At 51.7% G+C, this 24,919-nt stretch carries 19 protein-coding genes and 7 tRNA genes; 4 read left to right on the forward strand and 22 right to left on the reverse strand.

All coding sequences use genetic code 11. The features are described from left to right. Nucleotides 1–58: 58 nt before the first annotated feature. From rihA to miaB, 10 genes are all read right to left on the reverse strand, one after another. Nucleotides 59–994: a pyrimidine-specific ribonucleoside hydrolase RihA gene (gene rihA, locus ACJHWR_RS07575; protein ID WP_001207493.1), complete on the reverse strand. Its 936-nt coding sequence runs from the start codon at nt 992–994 to the stop codon at nt 59–61. 117 nt (nt 995–1,111) lie between these two features. After that, entirely contained in the window at nt 1,112–1,837 is a 726-nt protein-coding gene (gene gltL, locus ACJHWR_RS07580; protein WP_000631389.1) for a glutamate/aspartate ABC transporter ATP-binding protein GltL, read from the reverse strand. Beyond that, complete coding sequence (gltK, locus tag ACJHWR_RS07585; RefSeq protein ID WP_000272820.1) at nt 1,837–2,511, reverse strand: glutamate/aspartate ABC transporter permease GltK; 675 nt, start codon at nt 2,509–2,511, stop codon at nt 1,837–1,839. Before gltK ends, gltL begins: the two co-directional genes overlap by 1 nt. Beyond that, nucleotides 2,511–3,251, reverse strand: a complete 741-nt coding sequence (gltJ, locus tag ACJHWR_RS07590; protein ID WP_000020944.1) for a glutamate/aspartate ABC transporter permease GltJ — start codon at nt 3,249–3,251, stop codon at nt 2,511–2,513. The genes gltK and gltJ overlap by 1 nt, the downstream gene beginning before the upstream one ends. A 169-nt stretch (nt 3,252–3,420) precedes the next feature. Beyond that, nucleotides 3,421–4,329, reverse strand: a complete 909-nt coding sequence (gene gltI, locus ACJHWR_RS07595) for a glutamate/aspartate ABC transporter substrate-binding protein GltI (protein ID WP_410226688.1) — start codon at nt 4,327–4,329, stop codon at nt 3,421–3,423. A gap of 396 nt (nt 4,330–4,725) precedes the next feature. Beyond that, nucleotides 4,726–6,264, reverse strand: a complete 1,539-nt coding sequence (gene lnt / locus ACJHWR_RS07600) for an apolipoprotein N-acyltransferase (RefSeq protein WP_000853046.1) — start codon at nt 6,262–6,264, stop codon at nt 4,726–4,728. 24 nt (nt 6,265–6,288) lie between these two features. Then, nucleotides 6,289–7,167, reverse strand: coding sequence for a CNNM family magnesium/cobalt transport protein CorC (gene corC, locus ACJHWR_RS07605; protein ID WP_001278605.1), 879 nt, complete (start codon nt 7,165–7,167; stop codon nt 6,289–6,291). Nucleotides 7,168–7,256: 89 nt separating this feature from the next. Continuing rightward, entirely contained in the window at nt 7,257–7,724 is a 468-nt protein-coding gene (ybeY, locus tag ACJHWR_RS07610) for an rRNA maturation RNase YbeY (RefSeq protein WP_000084467.1), read from the reverse strand. Beyond that, complete coding sequence (locus ACJHWR_RS07615; protein ID WP_001018040.1) at nt 7,721–8,761, reverse strand: PhoH family protein; 1,041 nt, start codon at nt 8,759–8,761, stop codon at nt 7,721–7,723. The genes ybeY and ACJHWR_RS07615 overlap by 4 nt, the downstream gene beginning before the upstream one ends. A gap of 152 nt (nt 8,762–8,913) precedes the next feature. Then, on the reverse strand, nt 8,914–10,338 hold the full coding sequence (miaB, locus tag ACJHWR_RS07620; protein WP_000162740.1) for a tRNA (N6-isopentenyl adenosine(37)-C2)-methylthiotransferase MiaB: 1,425 nt from the start codon (nt 10,336–10,338) through the stop codon (nt 8,914–8,916). 145 nt (nt 10,339–10,483) lie between these two features. On the opposite strand from miaB, the gene ubiF reads away from it, so the two are divergent. Beyond that, complete coding sequence (ubiF, locus tag ACJHWR_RS07625) at nt 10,484–11,659, forward strand: 3-demethoxyubiquinol 3-hydroxylase (protein ID WP_000184558.1); 1,176 nt, start codon at nt 10,484–10,486, stop codon at nt 11,657–11,659. 215 nt (nt 11,660–11,874) lie between these two features. Here the strand turns inward: ubiF and ACJHWR_RS07630 are convergent. The 12 genes from ACJHWR_RS07630 to nagB all read right to left on the reverse strand — a co-directional run bounded on the left by ACJHWR_RS07630 (nt 11,875) and on the right by nagB (nt 18,917). Next, nucleotides 11,875–11,949 (reverse strand) — tRNA-Gln (locus ACJHWR_RS07630). A gap of 37 nt (nt 11,950–11,986) precedes the next feature. Beyond that, nucleotides 11,987–12,061, reverse strand: a tRNA-Gln gene (locus tag ACJHWR_RS07635). 48 nt (nt 12,062–12,109) lie between these two features. After that, a tRNA-Met gene (locus ACJHWR_RS07640) sits at nt 12,110–12,186 on the reverse strand. 15 nt (nt 12,187–12,201) lie between these two features. Continuing rightward, nucleotides 12,202–12,276 (reverse strand) — tRNA-Gln (locus tag ACJHWR_RS07645). A 34-nt stretch (nt 12,277–12,310) separates the two neighbouring features. Next, nucleotides 12,311–12,385 (reverse strand) — tRNA-Gln (locus ACJHWR_RS07650). A gap of 23 nt (nt 12,386–12,408) precedes the next feature. Then, nucleotides 12,409–12,493, reverse strand: a tRNA-Leu gene (locus ACJHWR_RS07655). A gap of 8 nt (nt 12,494–12,501) precedes the next feature. Further along, nucleotides 12,502–12,578: transfer RNA gene (locus ACJHWR_RS07660), tRNA-Met, on the reverse strand. Nucleotides 12,579–12,958: 380 nt separating this feature from the next. Further along, on the reverse strand, nt 12,959–14,623 hold the full coding sequence (gene asnB, locus ACJHWR_RS07665; protein WP_000337077.1) for an asparagine synthase B: 1,665 nt from the start codon (nt 14,621–14,623) through the stop codon (nt 12,959–12,961). A 256-nt stretch (nt 14,624–14,879) separates the two neighbouring features. Continuing rightward, complete coding sequence (nagD, locus tag ACJHWR_RS07670; protein WP_000153129.1) at nt 14,880–15,632, reverse strand: ribonucleotide monophosphatase NagD; 753 nt, start codon at nt 15,630–15,632, stop codon at nt 14,880–14,882. 47 nt (nt 15,633–15,679) lie between these two features. After that, nucleotides 15,680–16,900, reverse strand: a complete 1,221-nt coding sequence (gene nagC / locus ACJHWR_RS07675) for a DNA-binding transcriptional regulator NagC (protein WP_000187594.1) — start codon at nt 16,898–16,900, stop codon at nt 15,680–15,682. 8 nt (nt 16,901–16,908) lie between these two features. Then, nucleotides 16,909–18,057, reverse strand: coding sequence for an N-acetylglucosamine-6-phosphate deacetylase (nagA, locus tag ACJHWR_RS07680; RefSeq protein WP_000271160.1), 1,149 nt, complete (start codon nt 18,055–18,057; stop codon nt 16,909–16,911). Nucleotides 18,058–18,116: 59 nt separating this feature from the next. Beyond that, nucleotides 18,117–18,917: a glucosamine-6-phosphate deaminase gene (gene nagB / locus ACJHWR_RS07685; RefSeq protein WP_001237072.1), complete on the reverse strand. Its 801-nt coding sequence runs from the start codon at nt 18,915–18,917 to the stop codon at nt 18,117–18,119. Between the two features lie 332 nt (nt 18,918–19,249). Between nagB and nagE the strand changes: the two genes are divergently transcribed. The 3 genes from nagE (at nt 19,250) to chiP (ending at nt 24,911) form a co-directional block, all read left to right on the forward strand. Next, complete coding sequence (nagE, locus tag ACJHWR_RS07690) at nt 19,250–21,196, forward strand: PTS N-acetyl glucosamine transporter subunit IIABC (RefSeq protein WP_001023111.1); 1,947 nt, start codon at nt 19,250–19,252, stop codon at nt 21,194–21,196. Nucleotides 21,197–21,398: 202 nt separating this feature from the next. Beyond that, a complete protein-coding gene (gene glnS / locus ACJHWR_RS07695) occupies nt 21,399–23,063 on the forward strand; it encodes a glutamine--tRNA ligase (RefSeq protein WP_001287164.1) in 1,665 nt (554 codons plus the stop codon). A gap of 441 nt (nt 23,064–23,504) precedes the next feature. Continuing rightward, the gene (gene chiP / locus ACJHWR_RS07700) at nt 23,505–24,911 is read left to right on the forward strand and encodes a chitoporin ChiP (RefSeq protein WP_001201177.1); all 1,407 of its coding nucleotides are present in this window, start codon (nt 23,505–23,507) and stop codon (nt 24,909–24,911) included. The last annotated feature ends 8 nt before the right edge of the window (nt 24,912–24,919 follow it).

Genomic DNA, 24,919 nt, shown 5'->3' on the forward strand with positions numbered 1-24,919 from the left:
AGATAAACAGATTAAGACCACCCAGGTAACGCGTGGTGATCTTAATCAATGACGTGTGTTAAGCGTAAAATTTCAGACGATCGGCCAGTAAATCAACAAAGCCCTGACGATCAACATCGACCATTACAGTGGCATTCGGTTTATTGCCAGTCAGATAATAATAATCAACAACCGTCATACCTTGGGTATATTTCCCTTGTGTTTCCACGCCAACCCAGCGCTCAACAGTGGTAAACAACTCCGGTTTTAACAGCCAGGCGATGGTGCATGGGTCATGCAGCGGTGCGCCGACAAAGCCCCATTTTTCGTCTTTATGATATTCGAGGAAGAAATCCAGCAGTTCGGCAACAATGGTTGAAACAGGGTTGCCAATGGCGCGGAAACGCTCGGTGTCCTCAACGTGAATTTGTGCTTTGTGAGTAACATCCAGACCGGCCATCACCACCGGGATCCCTGACTGGAAGACAATTTCTGCCGCTTCCGGGTCAACGTAAATATTAAATTCAGCCGCAGGCGTCCAGTTACCAAGCCCCATTGCGCCGCCCATAATCACGATACGGGCAATTTTGCTATGCAGTTCCGGGTGGCTATTGAGCAGCAAGGCAACGTTAGTTTGCGGTCCGGTAGAAACAATGGTGACAGGTTCCTCACTTTCACACAGCGTTTTCGCCATCAGCTCCACCGCCGTACAGTTTTGCGGTGCGAACGTCGGTTCCGGTAATGCCGGGCCGTCGAGACCGCTTTCGCCGTGCACATTGTCCGCGATAATCAAATCACGCATTAATGGTTTTACCGCACCGCTTGCTACCGGAATATCGGTGCGATTAAGCAAGGTCAGCATACACAGAACATTGCGTAAGGTTTTTTCTGGTGTCTGGTTTCCGGCGGAAGACGTAATTGCTTTGACATCAAGCTCTGGTGAGGCGAGGGCGAGAACGATTGCGATAGCGTCGTCATGACCTGGGTCGCAATCTAACAGAATTGGCAGTGCCATTGTTGCTCCTTGTTGTGTGCTTCTTTGCGACAAGGGTACCGCCAGGATGTAACAGATACGAGGAGCGAAACGATAAAGCGTGAGATGGCGCGCACTTGGGTATGCGCGCCAGAGTGATTAATGCAGGATTTTCGCGAGGAAGTCTTTTGCGCGGTCCGATTTCGGATCATCGAAGAAAGCGTCTTTCGGCGAGTCTTCGACAATTTTACCCTCGTCCATAAAGATCACCCGATTCGCCACTTTACGGGCAAAGCCCATTTCGTGGGTCACCACCATCATCGTCATTCCTTCGTTCGCCAGTTCGACCATCACGTCCAGCACTTCGTTGATCATCTCCGGATCCAGCGCCGACGTTGGTTCGTCGAACAGCATGGCAATAGGATCCATGCACAATGCGCGAGCGATCGCCACTCGCTGCTGCTGGCCGCCGGAAAGCTGCGCCGGAAACTTATTGGCATGTGCGGAAAGCCCGACGCGCTCCAGCAATTTCAATGCTTTTTCACGAGCCGGCGCTTTATTGCGTTTAAGCACTTTCACCTGCGCCAGGGTCAGGTTTTCGATAATCGACAGATGGGGGAACAGCTCGAAATGCTGAAACACCATCCCGACGCGGGAACGCAGCTTTGCCAGATCGGTTTTCTTATCATTAACCACGATGCCATCGACGGTGATTTCACCTTGCTGCACCGGTTCGAGGCCGTTGACGGTTTTAATCAGCGTTGATTTGCCGGAACCAGACGGGCCGCAAACCACCACCACTTCGCCTTTTTTCACTTCGGTTGAGCAGTCGGTCAGCACCTGAAAGTGACCATACCATTTTGAAACATTTTTCAGGGTAATCATTATGCTGTCCTTCTTTTCAAGTAGCTGACCAACAACGATGCGCTAAGGCTAATAACGAAATAAACAAACCCGGCAAACAGGATCATCTCGACCTGCGTACCATCACGCTCACCAATGGTTGAGGCGGTACGGAAGAAATCGGCCAGAGATAACACATACACCAGTGAGGTATCCTGGAACAGTACGATGCCCTGAGTGAGCAGCAGCGGCACCATCGCGCGGAACGCCTGCGGCAGAATAATCAGTTTCATCGACTGCCAGTGATTCATCCCCAACGCCAGCGCGGCGCTCGACTGACCACGGGAAATACTTTGAATACCGGCACGGATAATCTCTGAATAGTAGGCCGCTTCAAACATCGAAAACGCCACCATCGCCGAGATTAAACGGATATCATTTTTTGGCGATAATCCCAGCACGTTTTGCAGAAAACCCGGCACAATCAGGTAAAACCACAGCAAAACCATAACTAAAGGAATCGAGCGGAATACGTTAACGTAGGCTTTGGCAAACCACGCTACGGGCGCAAAGCTGGACAAGCGCATCACCGCCAGCATGGTGCCCCACAAAATACCAATCACGACTGCCGTGACGGTGATTTTCAGGGTGATCACCAGCCCGTCGAGCAGATATGGCAGGGAAGGAACTATGGAACTCCAGTCAAACTCGTACATTATTTGCCCCCCATGTTGCCGGGCAGGCGAACTTTACGTTCAACCAGCGTCATTACCAGCATGATAACCGCGTTAATCAACACATACGCAAGCGTAATGGCGGTAAACGACTCCCAGGCATGAGCTGAGTAATCGAGCAATTTACCCGCCTGCGCCGCCATATCTACCAGACCGATAGTCGAGGCGATGGCGGAGTTTTTCACCAGGTTCATCATCTCGGAGGTCATCGGCGGGACGATAACGCGATAAGCATTAGGCAGCAGTACATAGCGGTAAGCCTGCGGTAGCGTCAGACCCATTGCCAGCGCGGCATTCTTTTGCCCACGCGGCAACGACTGAATCGCGGCGCGTACCTGTTCGCAAACACGGGCGGCGGTAAACAGCCCCAGGCAGAGCATGGATGAAAGGAAAAACTGAATATTGGGATCCAGCTCGGCCTTAAACCACATGCCGATTTTCTCCGGCAACAGCTCCGGGATCACCAGATACCAGGTAAAGAATTGCACAATCAACGGCACGTTGCGGAACAGTTCGACATACAACGTACCCAGACCGGAGAGAAAACGGTTTGGAACGGTACGTAAAATGCCGAAAAATGAACCGACGAGGAAAGCGATAATCCAGGCGCAGATCGACAAAGCGATCGTCACCTGAAAACCACTCCAGATCCAACCAAGATAGGTGGTGTTGCCGAACGGGGCTTGTTGTAAAAAAATACCCCAGTTCCAGTCTATAGACATAAATCTACTCCAGAAAAAAGAGGGTAGCAGCGTTAACTGCTACCCTCGAAGATTGTTACCCAGCGTATTGCGGTTTTCAGGCCCGATGGGGAACGACCATCAGGCGTATAGTCTGTCCGTGCTACGTAACAATCGAGAGGGCTGGAATTTCCGCCCCTGGTTCTTGTAATTAGTTCAGTGCCTTGTCATTCGGTTCTTTGAACAGTGCTTTCATTTCGTCCGACAGTTCGAAATTCATGTTCAGGTTTTTCGGCGGAATTGGGTTTTTGAACCATTTATCAAACCATTTTTCCGCTTCACCGGAGGTCTGCACCTGAGCGATAGTGTCATCCATCAGCTTTTTGAACTGCGGATCGTCTTTACGCAACATGCAACCGTAGGCTTCCTGAGACTGCGGCTTGCCGACGATTTCCCAGTTGTCTGGTTTCTTCGCTTTCGCACGTTCACCAGCCAGCAGAGCATCATCCATCATAAAGGCAACGGCACGACCGCTTTCCAGGGTACGGAAAGAGTCACCGTGATCTTTGGCGCTGATGATGCGCATGTTCATTTTTTGCTCTTCATTCAGTTTGTTGAGCAAAACTTCAGAGGTGGTGCCGGAAGTGACTACGACGGCTTTGTCTTTCAGATCGGCAAAATCTTTAATATCGCCGCCTTTTTTTGTCAGCAGGCGCGTACCGACCACGAAAATAGTGTCGGAGAAAGCCGCCTGTTTTTGGCGTTCGACGTTGTTGGTGGTAGAACCACATTCAAAATCGAAAGTGCCGTTTTGCAGCAGCGGAATACGGTTTTGTGAGGTGATCGGAATCAATTTCACCTGCAAGTCCGGTTTGTTGAGTTTCTTTTTCACTGCTTCAACAATGGAGTTGGAGTAATCCTGCGAGTAACCCACCACTTTTTGCTGATTGTCGTAATAAGAGAAAGGTACTGAAGATTCACGGTGACCGACGACAATCACACCGTTTTTGGCGATTTTGTCCAGCGTACTGCCTGCTGCCGGGGCGGCGTCATCTGCCTGTGCCAGTCCTGCGGAAAGCGCCAGGGCCAGGATTGCTGTGGCAGGTTTACGTAATTGCATATCCAACTCCTTTATCTTCTGCGTTAAGAACGCATGGATACCCGTTGTGAGTGTTTGTGTTGTTATCATCTGCAACTTTATTGTGCAGTGTTGTGTTTGTTAGGTAACATTTAGTTTGGCTAAATGTAAAGATATTGATGTTTTATTGTTTGTTTTTGCGAGATGCGCCGCACCATTCCGAAGCAAAATTCTTAAAATGCACTCTTTTGGTGCTACCGGTGGATTGCTGTGGTGCAACCGGGTTGTACTGATGCGGGTTCAAGCTTTGCCTTGTATAACAAAGCAATAGATGTGCCAAAGTTGGATAGGGGAATTTTGTCATCCGGATAACGCACTGATGCCACATCCGGCGAGCGTGCCGAAATACGGGATGTATTCCGGCACGATAAGAAGGGATTATTTACGTCGTTGACGCAGACTCATCAACACAGCGGCAAAACCAAACAATGCCGTCAGTACCCACAGCGGCCAGTTGCCGGTACGTGCATACGGTGTGAGTCCGGTGGTCGGCGTCACATTAGTGGTTAACACCTCGCGGGTGAACTGCGGGATCATCGCCTGAATCTCACCCTGCGGGCCAATCACCGCCGTAATGCCGTTGTTGGTGCTGCGCAACAGTGGGCGCGCCAGCTCCAACGCACGCATTCGCGCCATCTGGAAGTGCTGCCATGGACCAATAGACTTACCAAACCACGCATCGTTGGAGATAGTCAGCAGATAGTCGGTATCCGGGCGGAAGTTATCGCGCACTTGCTCGCCGAGAATGATCTCGTAGCAAATAGCCGCAGTAAGCTCAATACCATTTACCGACAGCGGCGGCTGGATATATGGCCCACGGCTGAACGACGACATCGGCAGATCAAAGAACGGTGCTAACGGACGCAGAATCGACTCGAGCGGGACAAACTCGCCAAACGGCACCAGATGGTTTTTGTTATAGCGATCGGCTGATTCGTAGCTGTACGGTGCACCTTTACCCAGTGTGATGATGGTGTTGTAGGTATCGTAGCGGTTCTGCTTATTGAGACGCGCGTCGACAATCCCGGTTACCAGCGAGCTACCTTTATCGCGCAACTCACCGTCCAGTGCTTTGAGGAACGGTTGCTGATTAATTTCCAGATCGGTTATCGCCGACTCCGGCCAGATAATCAACGATGATTTGCCCATCAGCGGTGCCGTTGCGTTGTAGTAAATCTTCAGCGTATTAAGTAGCTGGTCTCCGTCCCATTTCAGCGATTGCGGAATATCGCCCTGAACCATCGAAACCTGAATGGTTTTCTCCGGTTGCGGGGTAAACCACTGGATGTAACGCAGCGGGAAGGGTAGGGCAAACAGCACGACGGCCACCACCAGCGGACGCCAGTTGCGTTTGACTAACGCCAGTGCCAGCAGGCCGCTAACCATCATAAGCAGGAAGTTAATGGCTTCCACGCCCATTAGCGGTGCCAGCCCTTTTAACGGGCCATCAATCTGGCTATAGCCGAACTGTAACCACGGGAAGCCTGTTAGTACCCAACCGCGCAGAAACTCGGTCACTTGCCAGAGAGCAGGGGCGGCAATCGCCACGCGCAGCCAGGTGGTTTTCGGCCACAGACGCGACAGCACGCCAGCAAACAGTCCGGTATACAGCGACAAATACGCCGCCAGCAGTACCACCAGGAAGATGTTAACCGGGCCAGGCATTCCGCCAAAGGTCGCGATGCTGACATAGACCCAGTTAATACCGCTGCCAAAGAGGCCAAATCCCCAGCAAAAGCCAATAGCGGCAGACTGGAGTGGACGGCGGTTAAAGGTCAACGCCTGAAGCCCCATCAGCGAAATAATCGCCGCAGGCCAGACGTCGTAAGGAGAGAAGGCCAGCGTTCCGCAGGCACCGAATAATAACGCCAGCAGCAGGCGAATGCGCTGGCGTTCAATTAATGAGGCAAAAGCCATGTAGTTATCTATCCAGTTTCGGTTTTATTCATCCAGCTTCGGCTGGGGTGAGTCATCCGGGATTTTGACATGAACCTGAATAATACGCCGACTGTCGGCCATCGCCACTTTGAACTGGTAACCGTCGATGTCGATGGTTTCGCCACGCGCCGGAAGATGCCCAAATGCCTGCATCACCAGACCACCGATAGTGTCAACCTCTTCATCGCTAAAGTGGGTGCCGAACGCTTCGTTGAAGTCTTCAATAGAAGCCAGTGCGCGCACGGTCCAGGTATGACGACTCAGCTGACGGAAGTCGATATCATCTTCTTCGTCATACTCGTCTTCAATCTCACCAACAATCAGTTCCAGGATGTCTTCAATGGTCACCAGACCGGAAACTCCACCGAATTCGTCAATGACGATCGCCATGTGGTAACGCTGAGAGCGAAACTCTTTCAGCATCCGGTCTACGCGCTTACTTTCAGGAACGACAACCGCCTGACGTAACACTTTGTCCATGCTGAAGGCTTCAGCATCGCTGCGCATAAACGGCAGCAAGTCTTTCGCCATCAGAATCCCTTCAATGTGATCTTTGTCTTCGCTAATCACCGGGAAACGTGAGTGGGCGGACTCAATGATGACATCAAGGCATTCGTCCAGCGTCTGGTTGCGTTTCAGGGTAATCATCTGGGAGCGGGGGATCATGATGTCGCGGACGCGTTGGTCTGCGATGTCCATCACCCCTTCGAGCATATCGCGCGTATCTTCGTCGATAAGGTCGTTCTGCCCGGAATCACGGATCAGCGCCAGCAGTTCGTCACGGTTTTTCGGTTCACCGTGGAAAAGTTGGCTGAGTAACAGGGAGAAAAATCCCTTCTTGTTGCTTATCGTGTCACTACTGTGTGAATTGTCGTCGCTCATGGCGTCGTATGGGTTCTCATGTTAGTTAATCAAAACGCCGTCGTTAATCACCAACGGCGGGGACGTCTGCCAGTCAAATGCCTGGCAAATTATTCTTTCTCGGCAATGTACGGATCCTCATAGCCCAGAGCAAGCATAATCTCTGTTTCGATGGCTTCCATTTCTTCTGCTTCGTCATCTTCGATGTGATCGTAACCTAACAAATGCAGACTGCCGTGCACCACCATATGCGCCCAGTGCGCCTCCAGTGGTTTGCCTTGCTCCTGAGCTTCCTTCTCAACCACCTGACGGCAGATAACCAGATCGCCCAGTAGCGACATTTCCATGCCAGGCGGCACTTCAAACGGGAAGGAGAGCACGTTGGTCGGCTTATCCTTACCGCGATAGGTCAGATTCAGACTGTGGCTTTCGGCGGTATCGACCACGCGAATAGTCACTTCCGATTCTTCCTGAAACTGCGGGATCACCGCATTCAGCCATGTCTGAAACTGGCTCTCTTCCGGTAACCCGGAATTATCTTCACATGCCAGTTGTAAATCGAGGATCACCTGACTCATTTTTGTTCCTGTTCTTCGCGCTTGCGTTCTGCTGCCAGCGCCGCTTTACGTTTTTGTTCTGCTTCTTCCCAGGCTTCATAAGCGTTAACGATACGCGCCACCACCGGGTGACGAACCACGTCTTCGCTGTGGAAGAAGTTAAAGCTGATCTCTTCGACATCGGCTAACACTTCGATAGCGTGACGTAAGCCTGATTTAGTATTACGCGGCAAGTCGATCTGCGTGACGTCGCCGGTGATAACCGCTTTTGAGTTAAAACCGATACGGGTCAGGAACATCTTCATCTGTTCGATGGTAGTGTTCTGGCTCTCATCGAGAATGATAAACGCGTCGTTCAGCGTACGACCACGCATATAGGCCAGTGGCGCGACTTCAATAACGTTGCGCTCAATCAGTTTCTCGACTTTCTCAAAGCCCAGCATTTCAAACAGCGCGTCGTACAGTGGGCGCAAATACGGGTCTACTTTCTGGCTTAAATCGCCAGGCAGGAAGCCCAGTTTCTCACCGGCTTCTACCGCCGGACGAGTCAGCAGAATACGGCGAATTTCCTGACGCTCCAGGGCATCAACTGCCGCAGCCACTGCCAGGTAGGTTTTACCCGTACCCGCCGGGCCAACGCCGAAGGTGATGTCATGGTCGAGAATATTGGCGATGTACTGCGCCTGGTTTGGCGTACGCGGCTTGATTACGCCGCGTTTGGTTTTGATATTGACCGCTTTGCCGTACTCCGGCACGCTCTCCGCGCTTTGCTCCAGTACCCGCGCTTCTTTAATCGCAAGGTGGATCTGTTCCGGTTCGATATCCTGAATCTGACCACGCATCGGGGCAGTATCGACATACAGGCTACGCAGAATGTCTGCCGCAGCGGTGACGCAAATCGGACGGCCGGTCAGTTTAAAGTGGTTATCGCGGCGATTGATCTCGATGCCGAGACGGCGTTCGAGCTGCTTGATGTTGTCATCAAACGGGCCGCACAGGCTCAACAGACGCGCATTGTCTGCTGGCTCCAGGGTGATTTCGCGAGTGTCTATGTTCAAACCGTTCCTCTTATCTGTATGCCGCCGGAAGCTGAACATTCACCGGCCTATAAGGAAATTATTCACGCCACAGGAAAAAGGCGCAAGCATTGCGATAAAGATGGGGATAAAGAGAGAAAAAACAAGGCCCACCGGAACGGCGGGCCTGAGAATTACGGCTGATAATAACCCACGCCAAGGTCGTTTTCTTTGCGGGTACGGGCAATCACCGATTCCGGCGTTTCTGCCACGCGCAGACCCATTTCATCTTCAGTACGCACCACTTTACCGCGCAGAGAGTTCGGGTAGACGTCGGTAATTTCTACATCGACGAATTTACCGATCATATCTGGCGTGCCTTCAAAGTTGACCACGCGGTTATTTTCAGTGCGACCGGAAAGCTCCATGATGCTCTTACGCGATGTACCTTCTACCAGAATACGCTGGGTGGTGCCGAGCATCCGGCGGCTCCATGCCATCGCTTGCTGATTAATACGTTCTTGCAGAATATACAGACGCTGCTTCTTCTCTTCTTCCGGAACATCATCAACCATATCGGCGGCTGGCGTACCCGGACGTGCAGAGAAGATAAAGCTGTAGCTCATGTCGAAATTGACGTCGGCAATCAGCTTCATCGTTTTCTCGAAGTCTTCGGTGGTTTCGCCAGGGAAGCCAACGATGAAGTCAGAACTGATCTGAATATCCGGACGCGCCGCACGCAGTTTACGGATGATCGCTTTGTACTCCAGCGCTGTATGGGTACGTCCCATCAGGTTCAGAATGCGATCGGAACCGCTCTGTACCGGCAGATGCAGGAAACTCACCAGCTCCGGCGTGTCGCGGTACACTTCGATGATATCGTCGGTGAATTCGATCGGATGGCTGGTGGTAAAGCGAATACGATCGATCCCGTCGATCGCCGCAACCAGACGCAGCAGGTCGGCAAACGATCCGGTGGTGCCGTCGTAGTTCTCACCACGCCAGGCGTTCACGTTCTGACCGAGCAGGTTGACTTCACGCACGCCCTGAGCCGCAAGCTGGGCAATTTCAAACAGAATATCGTCGGACGGACGGCTTACCTCTTCACCACGGGTGTAAGGCACTACGCAGTAGGTGCAATATTTATTGCAGCCTTCCATGATGGAGACAAACGCGGTCGGCCCTTCGGCGCGCGGTTCCGGCAGACGGTCAAACTTCTCGATTTCCGGGAAGCTGATATCTACAACCGGGCTGCGGTCGCCGCGCACGGAGTTGATCATCTCCGGCAGACGGTGCAGCGTTTGCGGCCCAAAAATAATATCGACATAGTGGGCGCGCTGGCGAATGTGCTCGCCTTCTTGCGATGCCACGCAGCCGCCGACGCCGATAATCAGGTCTGGATTCTTCTCTTTTAACAGTTTCCAGCGACCCAACTGATGGAAGACTTTTTCCTGAGCCTTCTCGCGGATTGAGCAGGTGTTCAGCAGCAGCACATCCGCTTCTTCCGCCACATCGGTCAGTTGATAGCCGTGGGTGGCATCCAGCAGATCGGCCATCTTCGATGAATCGTACTCGTTCATCTGACAGCCCCAGGTTTTAATATGGAGTTTTTTGGTCATCGACTTGCTCTTGCGAAATAGTAGCCAGGAATGCAGGGCGCATAGTGTAATGCTTTGCTGCCGTTGTGACCAGTATGAGCGTTATCAGCCCTTGGGGGTAAAAATCCTGTAAACTTAAAGCATATTGCTAACAGGATGATTGACCATGACAAATCAACCAACGGAAATTGCCATTGTCGGCGGAGGAATGGTCGGCGGCGCACTGGCGCTGGGACTGGCTCAGCACGGATTTTCGGTAATGGTTATCGAACATGCCCAACCTGCACCGTTTGTCGCTGACAGCCAGCCGGACGTGCGGATCTCGGCGATTAGTGCGGCTTCGGTATCATTGCTTAAAGGGTTAGGGGTCTGGGATGCAGTACAGGCTATGCGTTGCCATCCTTACCGCAGACTGGAAACGTGGGAGTGGGAAACGGCGCATGTGGTGTTTGACGCCGCTGAACTTAAGCTACCGTTGCTTGGCTACATGGTGGAAAACACTGTCCTGCAACAGGCGCTGTGGCAGGCGCTGGAAGCGCATCCGAAAGTAACGTTACGTGTGCCAGGCTCGCTGATTGCGCTGCATCGCCATAATGATCTTCAGGAGCTGGAACTGAAGGGCGGTGAAACGATCCGCGCGAAGCTGGTGATTGGTGCCGACGGCGCAAATTCGCAGGTGCGGCAGATGGCGGGAATTGGCGTTCATGCCTGGCAGTATGCACAGTCGTGTATGTTGATTAGCGTACAGTGCGAGAACGATCCCGGCGATAGCACCTGGCAGCAATTTACCCCGGACGGACCGCGTGCGTTTCTGCCGTTGTTTGATAACTGGGCATCGCTGGTGTGGTATGACTCTCCGGCGCGCATTCGCCAGTTGCAGAATATGAATATGGCGCAGCTACAGGCGGAAATCGCGAAGCATTTCCCGTCGCGTCTGGGTTACGTGACACCGCTTGCCGCGGGGGCGTTTCCGCTGACACGTCGCCATGCGTTGCAGTATGTTCAGCCGGGATTGGCACTGGTGGGAGATGCCGCGCATACCATCCATCCGCTGGCGGGGCAGGGGGTGAATCTTGGTTATCGTGATGTCGATGCCCTGATTGACGTTCTGGTGAACGCCCGCAGCTACGGCGAAGCGTGGGCCAGTTATCCTGTGCTCAAGCGTTACCAGATGCGGCGCATGGCGGATAACTTCATTATGCAAAGCGGTATGGATCTGTTTTATGCCGGATTCAGCAATAATCTGCCACCACTGCGTTTTATGCGTAATCTCGGATTAATGGCGGCGGAGCGTGCTGGCGTGTTGAAACGTCAGGCGCTGAAATATGCGTTAGGGTTGTAGCGTAACGGTTGATACCAAAGCTACAAAAGCGTGCGGACGGTCCCCTCGCCCCTCGGGTGAGGGTTAGGGTGAGGGGGAAAACCGCGCCTGAGTGTGCTTCCAGGCTGGTTTGCCCTGAACCGTGGGCCAAATTCAAATTAGCTGTATCAACATCGCATTCGACATTGAATATACGCAGAAAAGCAAAAAGCTCGCCGAAGCGAGCTTTTTTAATGTGGCTGGGGTACGAGGATTCGAACCTCGGAATGCCGGAATCAGAATCCGGTGCCTTACCGCTTGGCGATACCCCAACTGGGTGCACTTACAAGGTAAGTGTCTTGAATAAATTGGCTGGGGTACGAGGATTCGAACCTCGGAATGCCGGAATCAGAATCCGGTGCCTTACCGCTTGGCGATACCCCAACAAATTGGTTTTTGAATTTGCCGAACATATTCGACACATTCAGAATTTGGTGGCTACGACGGGATTCGAACCTGTGACCCCATCATTATGAGTGATGTGCTCTAACCAACTGAGCTACGTAGCCAGATTGTTTCTTCGATGGCTGGGGTACCTGGATTCGAACCAGGGAATGCCGGTATCAAAAACCGGTGCCTTACCGCTTGGCGATACCCCAATAACCGGGCGGTGAACCGCTTACTCGAAGAAGATGGCTGGGGTACCTGGATTCGAACCAGGGAATGCCGGTATCAAAAACCGGTGCCTTACCGCTTGGCGATACCCCATCCGTACAACGCTTTCTGGTGAATGGTGCGGGAGGCGAGACTTGAACTCGCACACCTTGCGGCGCCAGAACCTAAATCTGGTGCGTCTACCAATTTCGCCACTCCCGCAAAAAAGATGGTGGCTACGACGGGATTCGAACCTGTGACCCCATCATTATGAGTGATGTGCTCTAACCAACTGAGCTACGTAGCCATCTTTTTTTTCGCGATACCTTATCGGCGTTGCGGGGCGCATTATGCGTATAGAGCCTTGCAGCGTCAACCTCTTTTTCAAGGAAAATTGCTCGAAAGTGACTGTTTGGTTAGGTTGCGAACAGCGTGGCGCTATATTCGTCAATTATTGTTTACTTTGTGTTTTTTCCCCACCCTACAGCCATTCTTTTGTCATACAGGATGAAATTCGGAATTCAACAATAGTGGTGGGAAATTAATCTATGAAATACTGGCCTACAGTAATGAGTTGTCAAACAGCGATGTGGCAAACCCGGAACATTTCCTTACTGCATATCAGAATCAACAAGCGCCCCAGTAACTGAAATTGCCCCGGATTTCTCCGGGGCAATATTATACGTCTTATTTATATGCCGACTGGTGAACACCAACCGCGCGACCAGACGGATCGTCCATTTTCTTGAACGCTTCATCCCACTCAATCGCTTTAGCGGAAGAACACGCGACGGAAGGACCGCCCGGCACGCACTCAGCGGCGCTCGGAAGCGGGAACAGTTCTTCAAAGATCTCCCGGTACAGATACGCTTCTTTTGAGGTCGGTGTGTTGTACGGGAAGCGGAAGCGGGCAGTTTCCAGCTGTTGATCAGAAACCTGCTGCGCCGCCACTTCTTTCAGGGTGTCGATCCAACTGTAACCGACGCCATCGGAGAACTGCTCTTTCTGCCGCCAGGCCACGCTTGCGGGCAGATACGCTTCAAAACATTCACGCAGGATGTGTTTTTCCATTTTGCCGTTACCGCACATTTTATCCTGTGGGTTAATGCGCATCGCCACGTCGAGGAATTTTTTGTCGAGGAACGGAACGCGTGCTTCCACGCCCCAGGCTGACATCGCTTTGTTGGCACGCGCGCAGTCATACATATGCAGGGCCAGCAGTTTACGCACCGTCTCTTCATGCAGTTCTTTGGCATTCGGCGCTTTGTGGAAGTAAAGATAACCGCCAAACACTTCATCAGATCCTTCACCGGACAGCACCATTTTAATGCCCATCGCCTTGATCTTACGCGACATTAAATACATCGGTGTTGAAGCGCGGATTGTCGTCACGTCATAGGTTTCGATGTGGTAAATCACGTCGCGGATGGCGTCCAGACCTTCCTGTACAGTGAAGTGAATTTCATGATGCACAGTGCCCAGATGGTTTGCCACTTCCTGGGCTGCCTTCAGATCCGGTGAACCCGGCAGACCTACAGCAAAGGAGTGCAGCTGCGGCCACCAGGCTTCAGAGCGTTCCTGATCTTCCACGCGACGGGCGGCGTATTTCTTGGTGATAGCGGAAATGATTGAGGAATCCAGGCCACCAGATAGCAGCACACCGTAAGGCACATCAGACATCAGATGGCTTTTAACGGAATCTTCCAGTGCCTGACGCAGCTCGTTTTTGTCGGTCACGTTATCTTTCACCGCATCGTAGTCGAACCAGTCGCGATGATAATAAGAACGGATTTCGCCGTCCTGACTCCACAAATAGCTCCCCGCCGGGAACTCTTTAATCGTGCGGCATACCGGCACCAGGGCTTTCATTTCTGAGGCCACATACAGCTGACCATGTTCGTCATAGCCCATATACAGTGGGATGATCCCCAGATGGTCGCGACCAATCAGGTAGGCATCTTTTTCGCTGTCGTACAGGGCAAAGGCAAACATGCCCTGCAAGTCGTCAAGAAATTCCGGCCCTTTTTCCTGATACAGCGCGAGGATCACTTCGCAGTCAGATCCGGTCTGGAACTGATAACGATCGCCATATTCGGCGCGCAGTGCCTGGTGGTTGTAGATTTCACCGTTTACCGCCAGTACGTGGGTTTTTTGTTGGTTGTAGAGAGGTTGCGCCCCTGCGTTAACGTCAACAATTGACAGACGTTCGTGAGCGAGAATGGCGTTATCGCTGGCATAAATACCGGACCAGTCCGGGCCACGATGACGCATCAGGCGTGACAGCTCGAGGGCTTTCTTCCGCAGCTCAACTGCGTCTGTTTTGATATCGAATACGCCAAAAATTGAACACATAACCTTCTCCGTTAACCTGGTATTTGTTGCTTGTTGTGTTTGCTTGTTTAAAAAAATGCCGCAAAGCAGCACTGTGCGCAAGCGATTTGGCGGTGGAAAAATAAAAAACGTAATGGCGATTGCTGATTTGTGAAAAAGGATAGGGTGTGGTGACGTATTTATTGATGGATCGATAATTTTGGGCGGGTTTTATTGAATAGGATGATTTTAATGATGGCTAAAAATAAGAAACCACGCCCTGAGGCGTGGTTGCTATTCAGATAACGTCGATTTCAGCGACCGACGGGTAAATCCAGCTTGGGCGGAACGGCATACTGTCGATATCGTCGAGCGATGAAACACCAGAAAGCACCAGAATCGTCTCCAGACCCGCCTGGAAGCCCGCCAGAATGTCGGTGCGCAAGTTATCGCCGACAATCACCGTTTCTTCCGAATGCGCCTGCATTTTGTTTAATGCTGCGCGGATGATCCACGGACTCGGCTTACCAACATAGAACGGTTTACGTCCGGAGATTTTTTCGATGCCTGCACACAACGCGCCACAGGCCGGATAAAAACCGCGCCCGTGGGTGTCCGGGTTGGTGGCGATAAAGCGTGCACCGTTAGCGACGAAATAGGCTGCTTTATGCATCATGTCCCAGTTGTAGGAACGCGTTTCGCCAACAATCACAAAATCAGGGTTCACATCGGTAATAGTGAAACCGGCTTTGTACAGTTCATGAATCAGTGCGCCTTCGCCCACCACATACGCTTTCTTGCCTTCCTGGCGACGCAGGAAATCGGCGGTCGCCATCGCGGAGGTATAAAACACGCTGTCCGGCACATCGACACCCGCAGTGGCAAAGCGGTTCGCCAGATCTTGCCCGGTCTGCGAAGGATAGTTGGTCAGCAACACCAGCGGCAGGCCTTTATCCATAATCCCGTGCAAAAATTCCGCTGCACCCGGTACGGCGACGTTATCGTGCATCAGCACGCCGTCGATATCGCAAATTACATTTTTAATGGTCATGGACTACCCAGAATATTGACAACAATAAGCGCCACTATAAAAGCACATTAATTTTCCAGCAAATGCTGGAGCAAAATACCGTTGAGCATGGCGCGTTTTACCAGCGCAAAAGCGCCGATTGCCGAGCGGTGATCCAGCTCAGAACGTACCACCGGCAGATTAGTACGAAACGCCTTCAGCGCCTGGGTATTAATGCAGCTTTCAATAGCAGGGAGCAGCACTTTATCGGCTTCGGTGATTTCTCCGGCAATAACAATCTTTTGCGGGTTAAACAGGTTGATGGCAATGGCGATGGTTTTGCCCAGATGACGACCGACATACTCAATCACTTCCGACGCCAGGCTATCGCCTTTGTTCGCGGCTTTGCAGATAGTTTTGATGGTGCAGTCGTCCAGCGGCACGCGGCTCTGGTAGCCCTGCTTTAACAGATTCAACACCCGTTGTTCAATGGCAGCGTTGGCGGCGATAGTTTCCAGGCAGCCAAAGTTGCCACAGTGGCAGCGTTCACCCAGCGGTTCGACCTGAATATGGCCAATTTCACCGACGTTGCCGTTGCGCCCGATAAAAATTCGCCCGTTAGAGATAATCCCGGCCCCGGTTCCGCGATGGACACGCACCAGAATGGAGTCTTCGCAATCCTGACTTGCACCGAAGTAGTGCTCTGCCAGCGCCAGACTGCGGATATCGTGGCCGACAAAACAGGTCACTTTAAAACGCTCTTCCAGTGCTTCTACCAGCCCCCAGTTTTCCACCTGAATATGCGGCATGTAATGAATTTTACCGCTGTCCGGGTCAACAAGCCCTGGCAGGATCACGGAAATGGCGATCAGCTCGCGCAGCTTGCGCTGGTAGCTATCAATAAACTGAGCAATGGCATTCAGCAGGGCATGTTCCAGCGTCTGCTGGGTACGTTCCGGCAGCGGGTAATGTTCTTCTGCCAGCACTTTGCTACTAAGATCAAACAGAGTGATGGTGGCGTCGTGACGACCAAGCCGTACGCCGATTGCGTGGAAATTGCGGGTTTCGGTGACGATAGAGATAGCGCGGCGGCCCCCGGTGGAGGCCTGCTGATCAACTTCTTTGATCAGCCCGCGTTCGATAAGCTGACGCGTAATTTTGGTTACGCTGGCGGGGGCAAGCTGACTTTGCTCGGCAATCTGAATCCGCGAGATTGGCCCGTACTGGTCAATCAGGCGATAAACCGCCGCGCTGTTAAGCTGTTTTACGAGATCAACATTACCTATCTGAGCTTGTCCGCCTGGTGTCATACTTTCTCTTATTGAGTTACGACCTCGTTACCGTTAACGATGGTCCTGGTGATTTTAAAATCAGGTGTGAATGCAGTCAGGTTGGCTACTTTACCTGCGGCGAGCGTGCCGAGACGTTTCTCAACGCCAATCGCACGTGCCGGATAGAGCGTCGCCATACGCAGCACTTCATCCAGTGCGATACCACAATGTTCGACCAGATTACGCACGCCTTCAATCATGGTTAAGGATGAACCGCTTAACGTACCGTTCTCATCCACACAAAGTCCATTACGGTAGTATATTGTTTTACCCGCAAAAATGAACTGTTCAATGTTGGCACCTGCTGGCGCGGTGGCATCGGTAACCAGACACAATTTGTCGCCTTTCAGACGTTTAGCGTTACGAATGTTGGCGTAATCAACATGCAGGCCATCAGCAATAATACCGCAATAAATGTCAGCTTCGTCGAGGATCGCGCCCGCCAGGCCCGGTTCACGACCGGTAATATACGGCATCGCGTTGTACAGATGGGTGGCAAAGGTAATCCCCGCGCGGAAACCGGCTTTCGCTTCTTTCAACGTCGCGTTGGAGTGACCAGCAGAAACCACAATCCCGGTATTTGCCAGTTTGCTGATGACTTCCGCTGGAACCATTTCCGGTGCCAGAGTCACTTTGGTAATCACGTCGGCGTTCTCACACAGGAAATCGACCAGCGCGGCATCAGGCTTACGCACAAAATTCGGATTATGGGTGCCTTTTTTTACCAGATTCAGCCACGGACCTTCCAGATGCAGACCTAACGCCTGGTTCGGATGTTTTGCCAGGTACTCGCGCATAACGCGCACGCCCTGTTTCATCAGCTCATCGCTGGTGGTGATAAGCGTCGGCAGATAGTTAGTACAGCCTGATTTCTCATTGGCTTTCTGCATGATTTCCAGCGTTTCCACGCTGACTGCTTCAGCGGTGTCGTTAAACTGTACGCCGCCGCAGCCGTTTAGCTGCACATCGATAAAACCGGGGGAGAGAATGGCCCCGTTCAGTGAACGTTGTTCGATCTCTGGCGGCAGTTCCGCTACCGGACAGACGCTTTTAATCAGGCCATCAGCGATAACAACCGCGTGGTCATCAAGAAATTCGTGGCCGGTAAAGATCCGGCCCTGGGTTAATGCATACATTCTGACCCCCGATTTTAAAAAATATTGCCCTGAGCAAGGAGCCAGGGCAGGGATAACAATTACAGACCTTTGATATTTTCTGCTTCTAATTCATTGAAATATCTTAAAGTCTTAACTTTCAGCTCCATGGTGGAAGGTTCATCACACACCATGATCGCTTTTGGATGCAGTTGCAGACAGCTGATGGTCCACATGTGGTTCACGCAACCTTCAACGGCGGCCTGCAGTGCCAGTGCTTTCTGACTACCCAGCACCAGAATCATCACTTCTTCGGCATCCAACAATGTACCAACACCGACAGTCAGGGCATATTTTGGCACCTGATTAACATCGTTATCAAAGAAACGAGAGTTCGCGACGCGAGTGTCATGAGTCAGGGTTTTGATACGAGTACGAGAAGCCAGAGAAGACGCCGGTTCGTTAAATGCAATATGACCGTCGTTACCTACACCGCCCATAAACAGATGAATTTTTCCGTAAGAACGGATTTTTTCTTCATACTGGCGGCACTCGGCGTCGATATCCGGGGCGTTGCCGTTGAGAAGGTTGATGTTTTCTGCTGGAATATCAACGTGATCGAAGAAATTACGGTGCATAAAGCTGTAGTAGCTTTCCGGATGCTCTTTCGGCAGACCGACATATTCGTCCATGTTGAAGGTGACAACGTGCTTAAAGCTGACCTGGCCTGCTTTATGCATTTCGACTAACGCTTTATAGGTGGTCATCGGCGTGCCGCCAGTCGGCAGGCCCAGAACAAACGGACGATCGGCAGTCGGTTTGAACGCATTGATACGATTGACGATATGGCGAGCAGCCCATTTGCCGACCTGTTCAGCGGTAGTCAGGGGGATCAGTCTCATTATTCACCTCAATAAGTAAAATGTAAGCCGTTGGCGGATTAGGCATCTTTAAGCGTAACCTGGATTTGCGCAGACAGGCGTCAATCCGACCTGATTTTTTGAATGATAAAATAAGTTTTCTGGTTTAGCCAGTAAAAGGGAGTGATGATAACGATATTTGGTGACAAAACTCACAAAAGACACGCGTTTAATTTGCGATACGAATTAAATTTTCACACACTCTGTAGCAGATGATCTAACAATCTGATTACAGAACATCGGCAGTACAATTTGCAGCAAAATAAAAATACGGCTTTAAACGAGCCAAATAGGGTTCTCGTAGGGGGAATAAGATGAATATTTTAGGTTTTTTCCAGCGACTCGGTAGGGCGTTACAGCTCCCTATCGCGGTGCTGCCGGTGGCGGCGCTGTTGCTGCGATTCGGTCAGCCAGATTTACTTAACGTTGCGTTTATTGCCCAGGCGGGCGGTGCGATTTTTGATAACCTCGCATTAATCTTCGCCATCGGTGTGGCATCCAGCTGGTCGAAAGACAGCGCAGGTGCGGCGGCACTGGCGGGTGCGGTAGGTTACTTTGTGTTAACCAAAGCGATGGTGACCATCAACCCAGAAATTAACATGGGTGTACTGGCGGGTATCATTACCGGTCTGGTTGGTGGCGCAGCTTATAACCGTTGGTCCGATATTAAACTGCCGGACTTCCTGAGTTTCTTCGGCGGCAAACGCTTTGTGCCGATTGCCACCGGCTTCTTCTGCCTGGTGCTGGCGGCCATTTTTGGTTACGTCTGGCCGCCGGTACAGCACGCTATCCATGCAGGCGGCGAGTGGATCGTTTCTGCGGGCGCGCTGGGTTCCGGTATCTTTGGTTTCATCAACCGTCTGCTGATCCCAACCGGTCTGCATCAGGTACTGAACACCATCGCCTGGTTCCAGATTGGTGAATTCACCAACGCGGCGGGTACGGTTTTTCACGGTGACATCAACCGCTTCTATGCCGGTGACGGCACCGCGGGGATGTTCATGTCCGGCTTCTTCCCGATCATGATGTTCGGTCTGCCGGGTGCGGCGCTGGCGATGTACTTTGCAGCACCGAAAGAGCGCCGTCCGATGGTTGGCGGGATGCTGCTTTCTGTTGCTGTTACTGCGTTCCTGACCGGTGTGACTGAGCCGCTGGAATTCCTGTTCATGTTCCTTGCACCGCTGCTGTACCTCCTGCACGCACTGCTGACCGGTATCAGCCTGTTTGTGGCAACGTTGCTGGGTATCCATGCCGGCTTCTCTTTCTCTGCGGGGGCTATCGACTACGCGTTGATGTATAACCTGCCGGCCGCCAGCCAGAACGTCTGGATGCTGCTGGTGATGGGGGTTGTCTTCTTCGCTATCTACTTCGTGGTGTTCAGTTTGGTTATCCGCATGTTCAACCTGAAAACGCCAGGTCGTGAAGATAAAGAAGACGAGATCGTTACTGAAGAGGCTAACAGCAATACTGAAGAAGGTCTCAATCAACTGGCAACCAACTATATTGCTGCGGTTGGCGGCACTGACAACCTGAAAGCAATTGACGCCTGTATCACCCGTCTGCGCCTTACAGTGGCTGACTCTGCCCGCGTTAACGATACGATGTGTAAACGTCTGGGTGCTTCTGGGGTAGTGAAACTGAACAAACAGACTATTCAGGTGATTGTTGGCGCGAAAGCAGAATCCATCGGCGATGCGATGAAGAAAGTCGTTGCCCGCGGTCCGGTAGCCGCTGCCTCTGCTGAAACTGCTCCGGCAACTGCCGCGCCTGTAGCAAAACCGCAGGCTGTACCAAACGCAGTATCTATCGCGGAGCTGGTATCGCCGATTACCGGTGATGTTGTGGCACTGGATCAGGTTCCTGACGAAGCATTCGCCAGCAAAGCGGTGGGTGACGGTGTGGCGGTGAAACCGACAGATAAAATCGTCGTATCACCAGCCGCAGGGACTATCGTGAAAATCTTCAACACCAACCACGCATTCTGCCTGGAAACTGAAAAAGGCGCGGAGATTGTCGTCCATATGGGTATCGACACCGTAGCGCTGGAAGGTAAAGGCTTTAAACGTCTGGTGGAAGAGGGCGCGCAAGTAAGCGCAGGGCAACCGATTCTGGAAATGGATCTGGATTATCTGAACGAAAACGCCCGCTCGATGATTAGCCCGGTGGTTTGCAGCAATATCGACGATTTCAGCGGCTTGATCATTAAAGCTCAGGGCCATGTCGTGGCGGGTCAAACGCCGCTGTATGAAATCAAAAAGTAATCTTCTTTATGCCTGATGCGACGCTTGAGCGTCGCATCCAACAATGACAAGCGGTGGAGATCTTCTCTGCCGCTTTTTTTTTCATCAATAATCCCCATAATCTCAGTGAGATTGTCGATTTTCACTAACTAACAGTTGTCAGCCTGTCCCGCTTATAAGATCATACGCCGTTATACATTGTTTACGCTTTGAGGAATCCACGATGAGTGAGGCAGAAGCCCGCCCGACTAACTTTATTCGTCAGATCATCGATGAAGATCTGGCCAGTGGTAAGCACACCACAGTACACACCCGTTTCCCGCCGGAGCCGAATGGCTATCTGCATATTGGCCATGCGAAATCTATCTGCCTGAACTTCGGGATCGCCCAGGACTATAAAGGCCAGTGCAACCTGCGTTTCGACGACACTAACCCGGTAAAAGAAGATATCGAGTATGTTGAGTCGATCAAAAACGACGTTGAGTGGTTAGGTTTTCACTGGTCTGGTAACGTCCGTTACTCCTCCGATTATTTTGATCAGCTCCACGCCTATGCGATCGAACTGATCAATAAAGGCCTGGCGTACGTTGATGAACTGACACCGGAACAGATCCGCGAATACCGTGGCACCCTGACGCAGCCGGGTAAAAACAGCCCGTACCGCGATCGCAGCGTTGAAGAGAACCTGGCGCTGTTCGAGAAAATGCGTACCGGCGGTTTTGAAGAAGGTAAAGCCTGCCTGCGTGCGAAGATCGACATGGCTTCGCCGTTTATCGTGATGCGCGATCCGGTGCTGTACCGCATTAAGTTTGCTGAACACCACCAGACTGGCAACAAGTGGTGCATCTACCCGATGTACGACTTTACCCACTGCATCAGCGATGCGCTGGAAGGTATTACGCACTCTCTGTGTACGCTTGAGTTCCAGGACAACCGTCGCCTGTACGACTGGGTGCTGGACAACATCACCATTCCTGTTCACCCGCGCCAGTACGAATTCTCGCGCCTGAATCTGGAATACACTGTGATGTCCAAGCGTAAGCTGAACCTGCTGGTGACCGACAAGCACGTTGAAGGCTGGGATGACCCGCGTATGCCGACCATTTCCGGTCTGCGTCGTCGTGGTTACACTGCAGCTTCTATTCGTGAGTTCTGCAAACGCATCGGCGTGACCAAGCAGGACAACACCATTGAGATGGCGTCGCTGGAATCCTGCATCCGTGAAGATCTCAACGAAAATGCGCCGCGCGCAATGGCGGTTATCGATCCGGTGAAACTGGTTATCGAAAACTACCAGGGCGAAGGCGAAATGGTTACCATGCCGAACCATCCGAATAAACCGGAAATGGGCAGCCGCCAGGTGCCATTTAGCGGTGAGATTTGGATCGATCGCGCCGATTTCCGCGAAGAAGCTAACAAGCAGTACAAACGTCTGGTGCTGGGTAAAGAAGTGCGTCTGCGTAATGCTTACGTCATTAAGGCAGAACGCGTGGAGAAAGATGCCGAAGGCAATATCACCACCATCTTCTGTACTTATGACGCCGACACCTTAAGCAAAGATCCGGCAGATGGTCGTAAAGTCAAAGGTGTTATTCACTGGGTGAGCGCGGCACATGCGCTGCCGGTTGAAATCCGTTTGTATGACCGTCTGTTCAGCGTGCCGAACCCTGGTGCTGCGGATGATTTCCTGTCGGTGATTAACCCGGAATCGCTGGTGATCAAACAGGGCTTTGCTGAACCGTCGCTGAAAGATGCGGTTGCGGGTAAAGCATTCCAGTTTGAGCGTGAAGGTTACTTCTGCCTCGACAGCCGCCATTCTACGGCGGAAAAACCGGTATTTAACCGCACCGTTGGGCTGCGTGATACCTGGGCGAAAGTAGGCGAGTAAGTTTACGTTGTCGGATAGAGCGTTCACGCCGCATCCGGCAAAAAATAGCAAACAAACCCAAACGCCGCGCTCCGCGGCGTTTTTTTTCTGCTTTTCTTCGCGAATTAATTCCGCTTCGTAATTTATTCATAAAGCAAATTTAAAATTACAAATCATAATTAAATAAAATGTAACCGCTTTCATCTTGCTGGAATTTCACGTTTTTATTCTTCTGCAAGCCTTTCAACTGCAAACTTAAGCCTTGTAACAAAAATCATCAAAATATGTGCGGTTGCTCATGTTATTACATTCTGGTTACAGAAAGAGATTGATAATTCGCGTCGCGAAAAATAGTCTGTTCCTGTAGTCAGCGAGACTTTTCTCAACGCTACTTTTTTAATTTTTATTTTTTTCGCTGTTCACCTTTGGTGCAGCAATTTATACGTCAAAGAGGATTAACCCATGCGTGCGTTTAGTGGCAAACGTAGTACGCTGGCGCTGGCTATCGCCGGTGTTACAGCTATGTCGGGCTTTATGGCAATTCCGGAGGCTCGCGCCGAAGGATTCATCGACGATTCAACCTTAACCGGCGGTATCTATTACTGGCAGCGTGAACGCGACCGTAAAGATGTTACCGACGGCGACAAATATAAAACCAACCTTTCTCACTCCACCTGGAACGCTAATCTCGATTTTCAGTCTGGCTATGCCGCTGATATGTTCGGTCTGGATATTGCCGCGTTTACAGCGATTGAAATGGCAGAAAACGGCGACAGCTCTCACCCGAACGAAATCGCGTTTTCAAAAAGTAATAAAGCCTATGACGAAGACTGGTCCGGCGATAAAAGCGGTATAAGTCTGTATAAAGCGGCGGCTAAATTTAAATACGGTCCGGTTTGGGCGAGGGCAGGTTACATTCAGCCAACTGGTCAAACGCTGTTAGCGCCGCACTGGAGCTTTATGCCGGGTACTTATCAGGGGGCGGAAGCCGGGGCGAATTTTGATTATGGCGATGCTGGTGCGTTGAGTTTCTCCTACATGTGGACCAACGAATACAAAGCACCGTGGCATCTGGAAATGGATGAGTTTTATCAGAACGATAAAACCACCAAAGTTGATTATCTACACTCCCTTGGGGCGAAGTACGACTTCAAAAATAACTTCGTACTGGAAGCGGCGTTTGGTCAGGCCGAAGGGTATATCGATCAATATTTTGCCAAAGCCAGCTACAAATTTGATATCGCCGGTAGCCCGTTAACCACCAGCTACCAGTTCTATGGTACGCGCGATAAAGTTGACGATCGCAGCGTCAACGATCTTTATGACGGCACCGCCTGGCTGCAGGCGTTGACCTTTGGTTACCGGGCGGCTGACGTAGTGGATTTGCGCCTCGAAGGTACCTGGGTTAAGGCTGACGGTCAGCAGGGATACTTCCTGCAACGTATGACTCCAACCTACGCTTCCTCGAACGGTCGCCTGGATATCTGGTGGGATAACCGTTCCGACTTCAACGCCAACGGCGAAAAAGCGATCTTCTTCGGTGCGATGTATGACCTGAAAAACTGGAATCTTCCAGGCTTCGCCATCGGCGCTTCCTACGTTTACGCATGGGATGCTAAACCTGCGACCTGGCAGAGCAATCCGGATGCGTACTACGATAAAAACCGGACTATTGAAGAGTCTGCCTACAGCCTGGATGCGGTGTACACCATTCAGGACGGTCGCGCCAAAGGCACGATGTTCAAACTGCACTTCACCGAATACGACAACCACTCCGACATCCCAAGCTGGGGCGGTGGTTACGGCAACATCTTCCAGGATGAGCGTGACGTGAAATTTATGGTAATCGCACCATTCACCATCTTCTGATGCCCGAC

Origin of the sequence: Escherichia sp. WS568, assembly GCF_046486085.1 — a bacterium.
Lineage (GTDB): Bacteria > Pseudomonadota > Gammaproteobacteria > Enterobacterales > Enterobacteriaceae > Escherichia > Escherichia coli.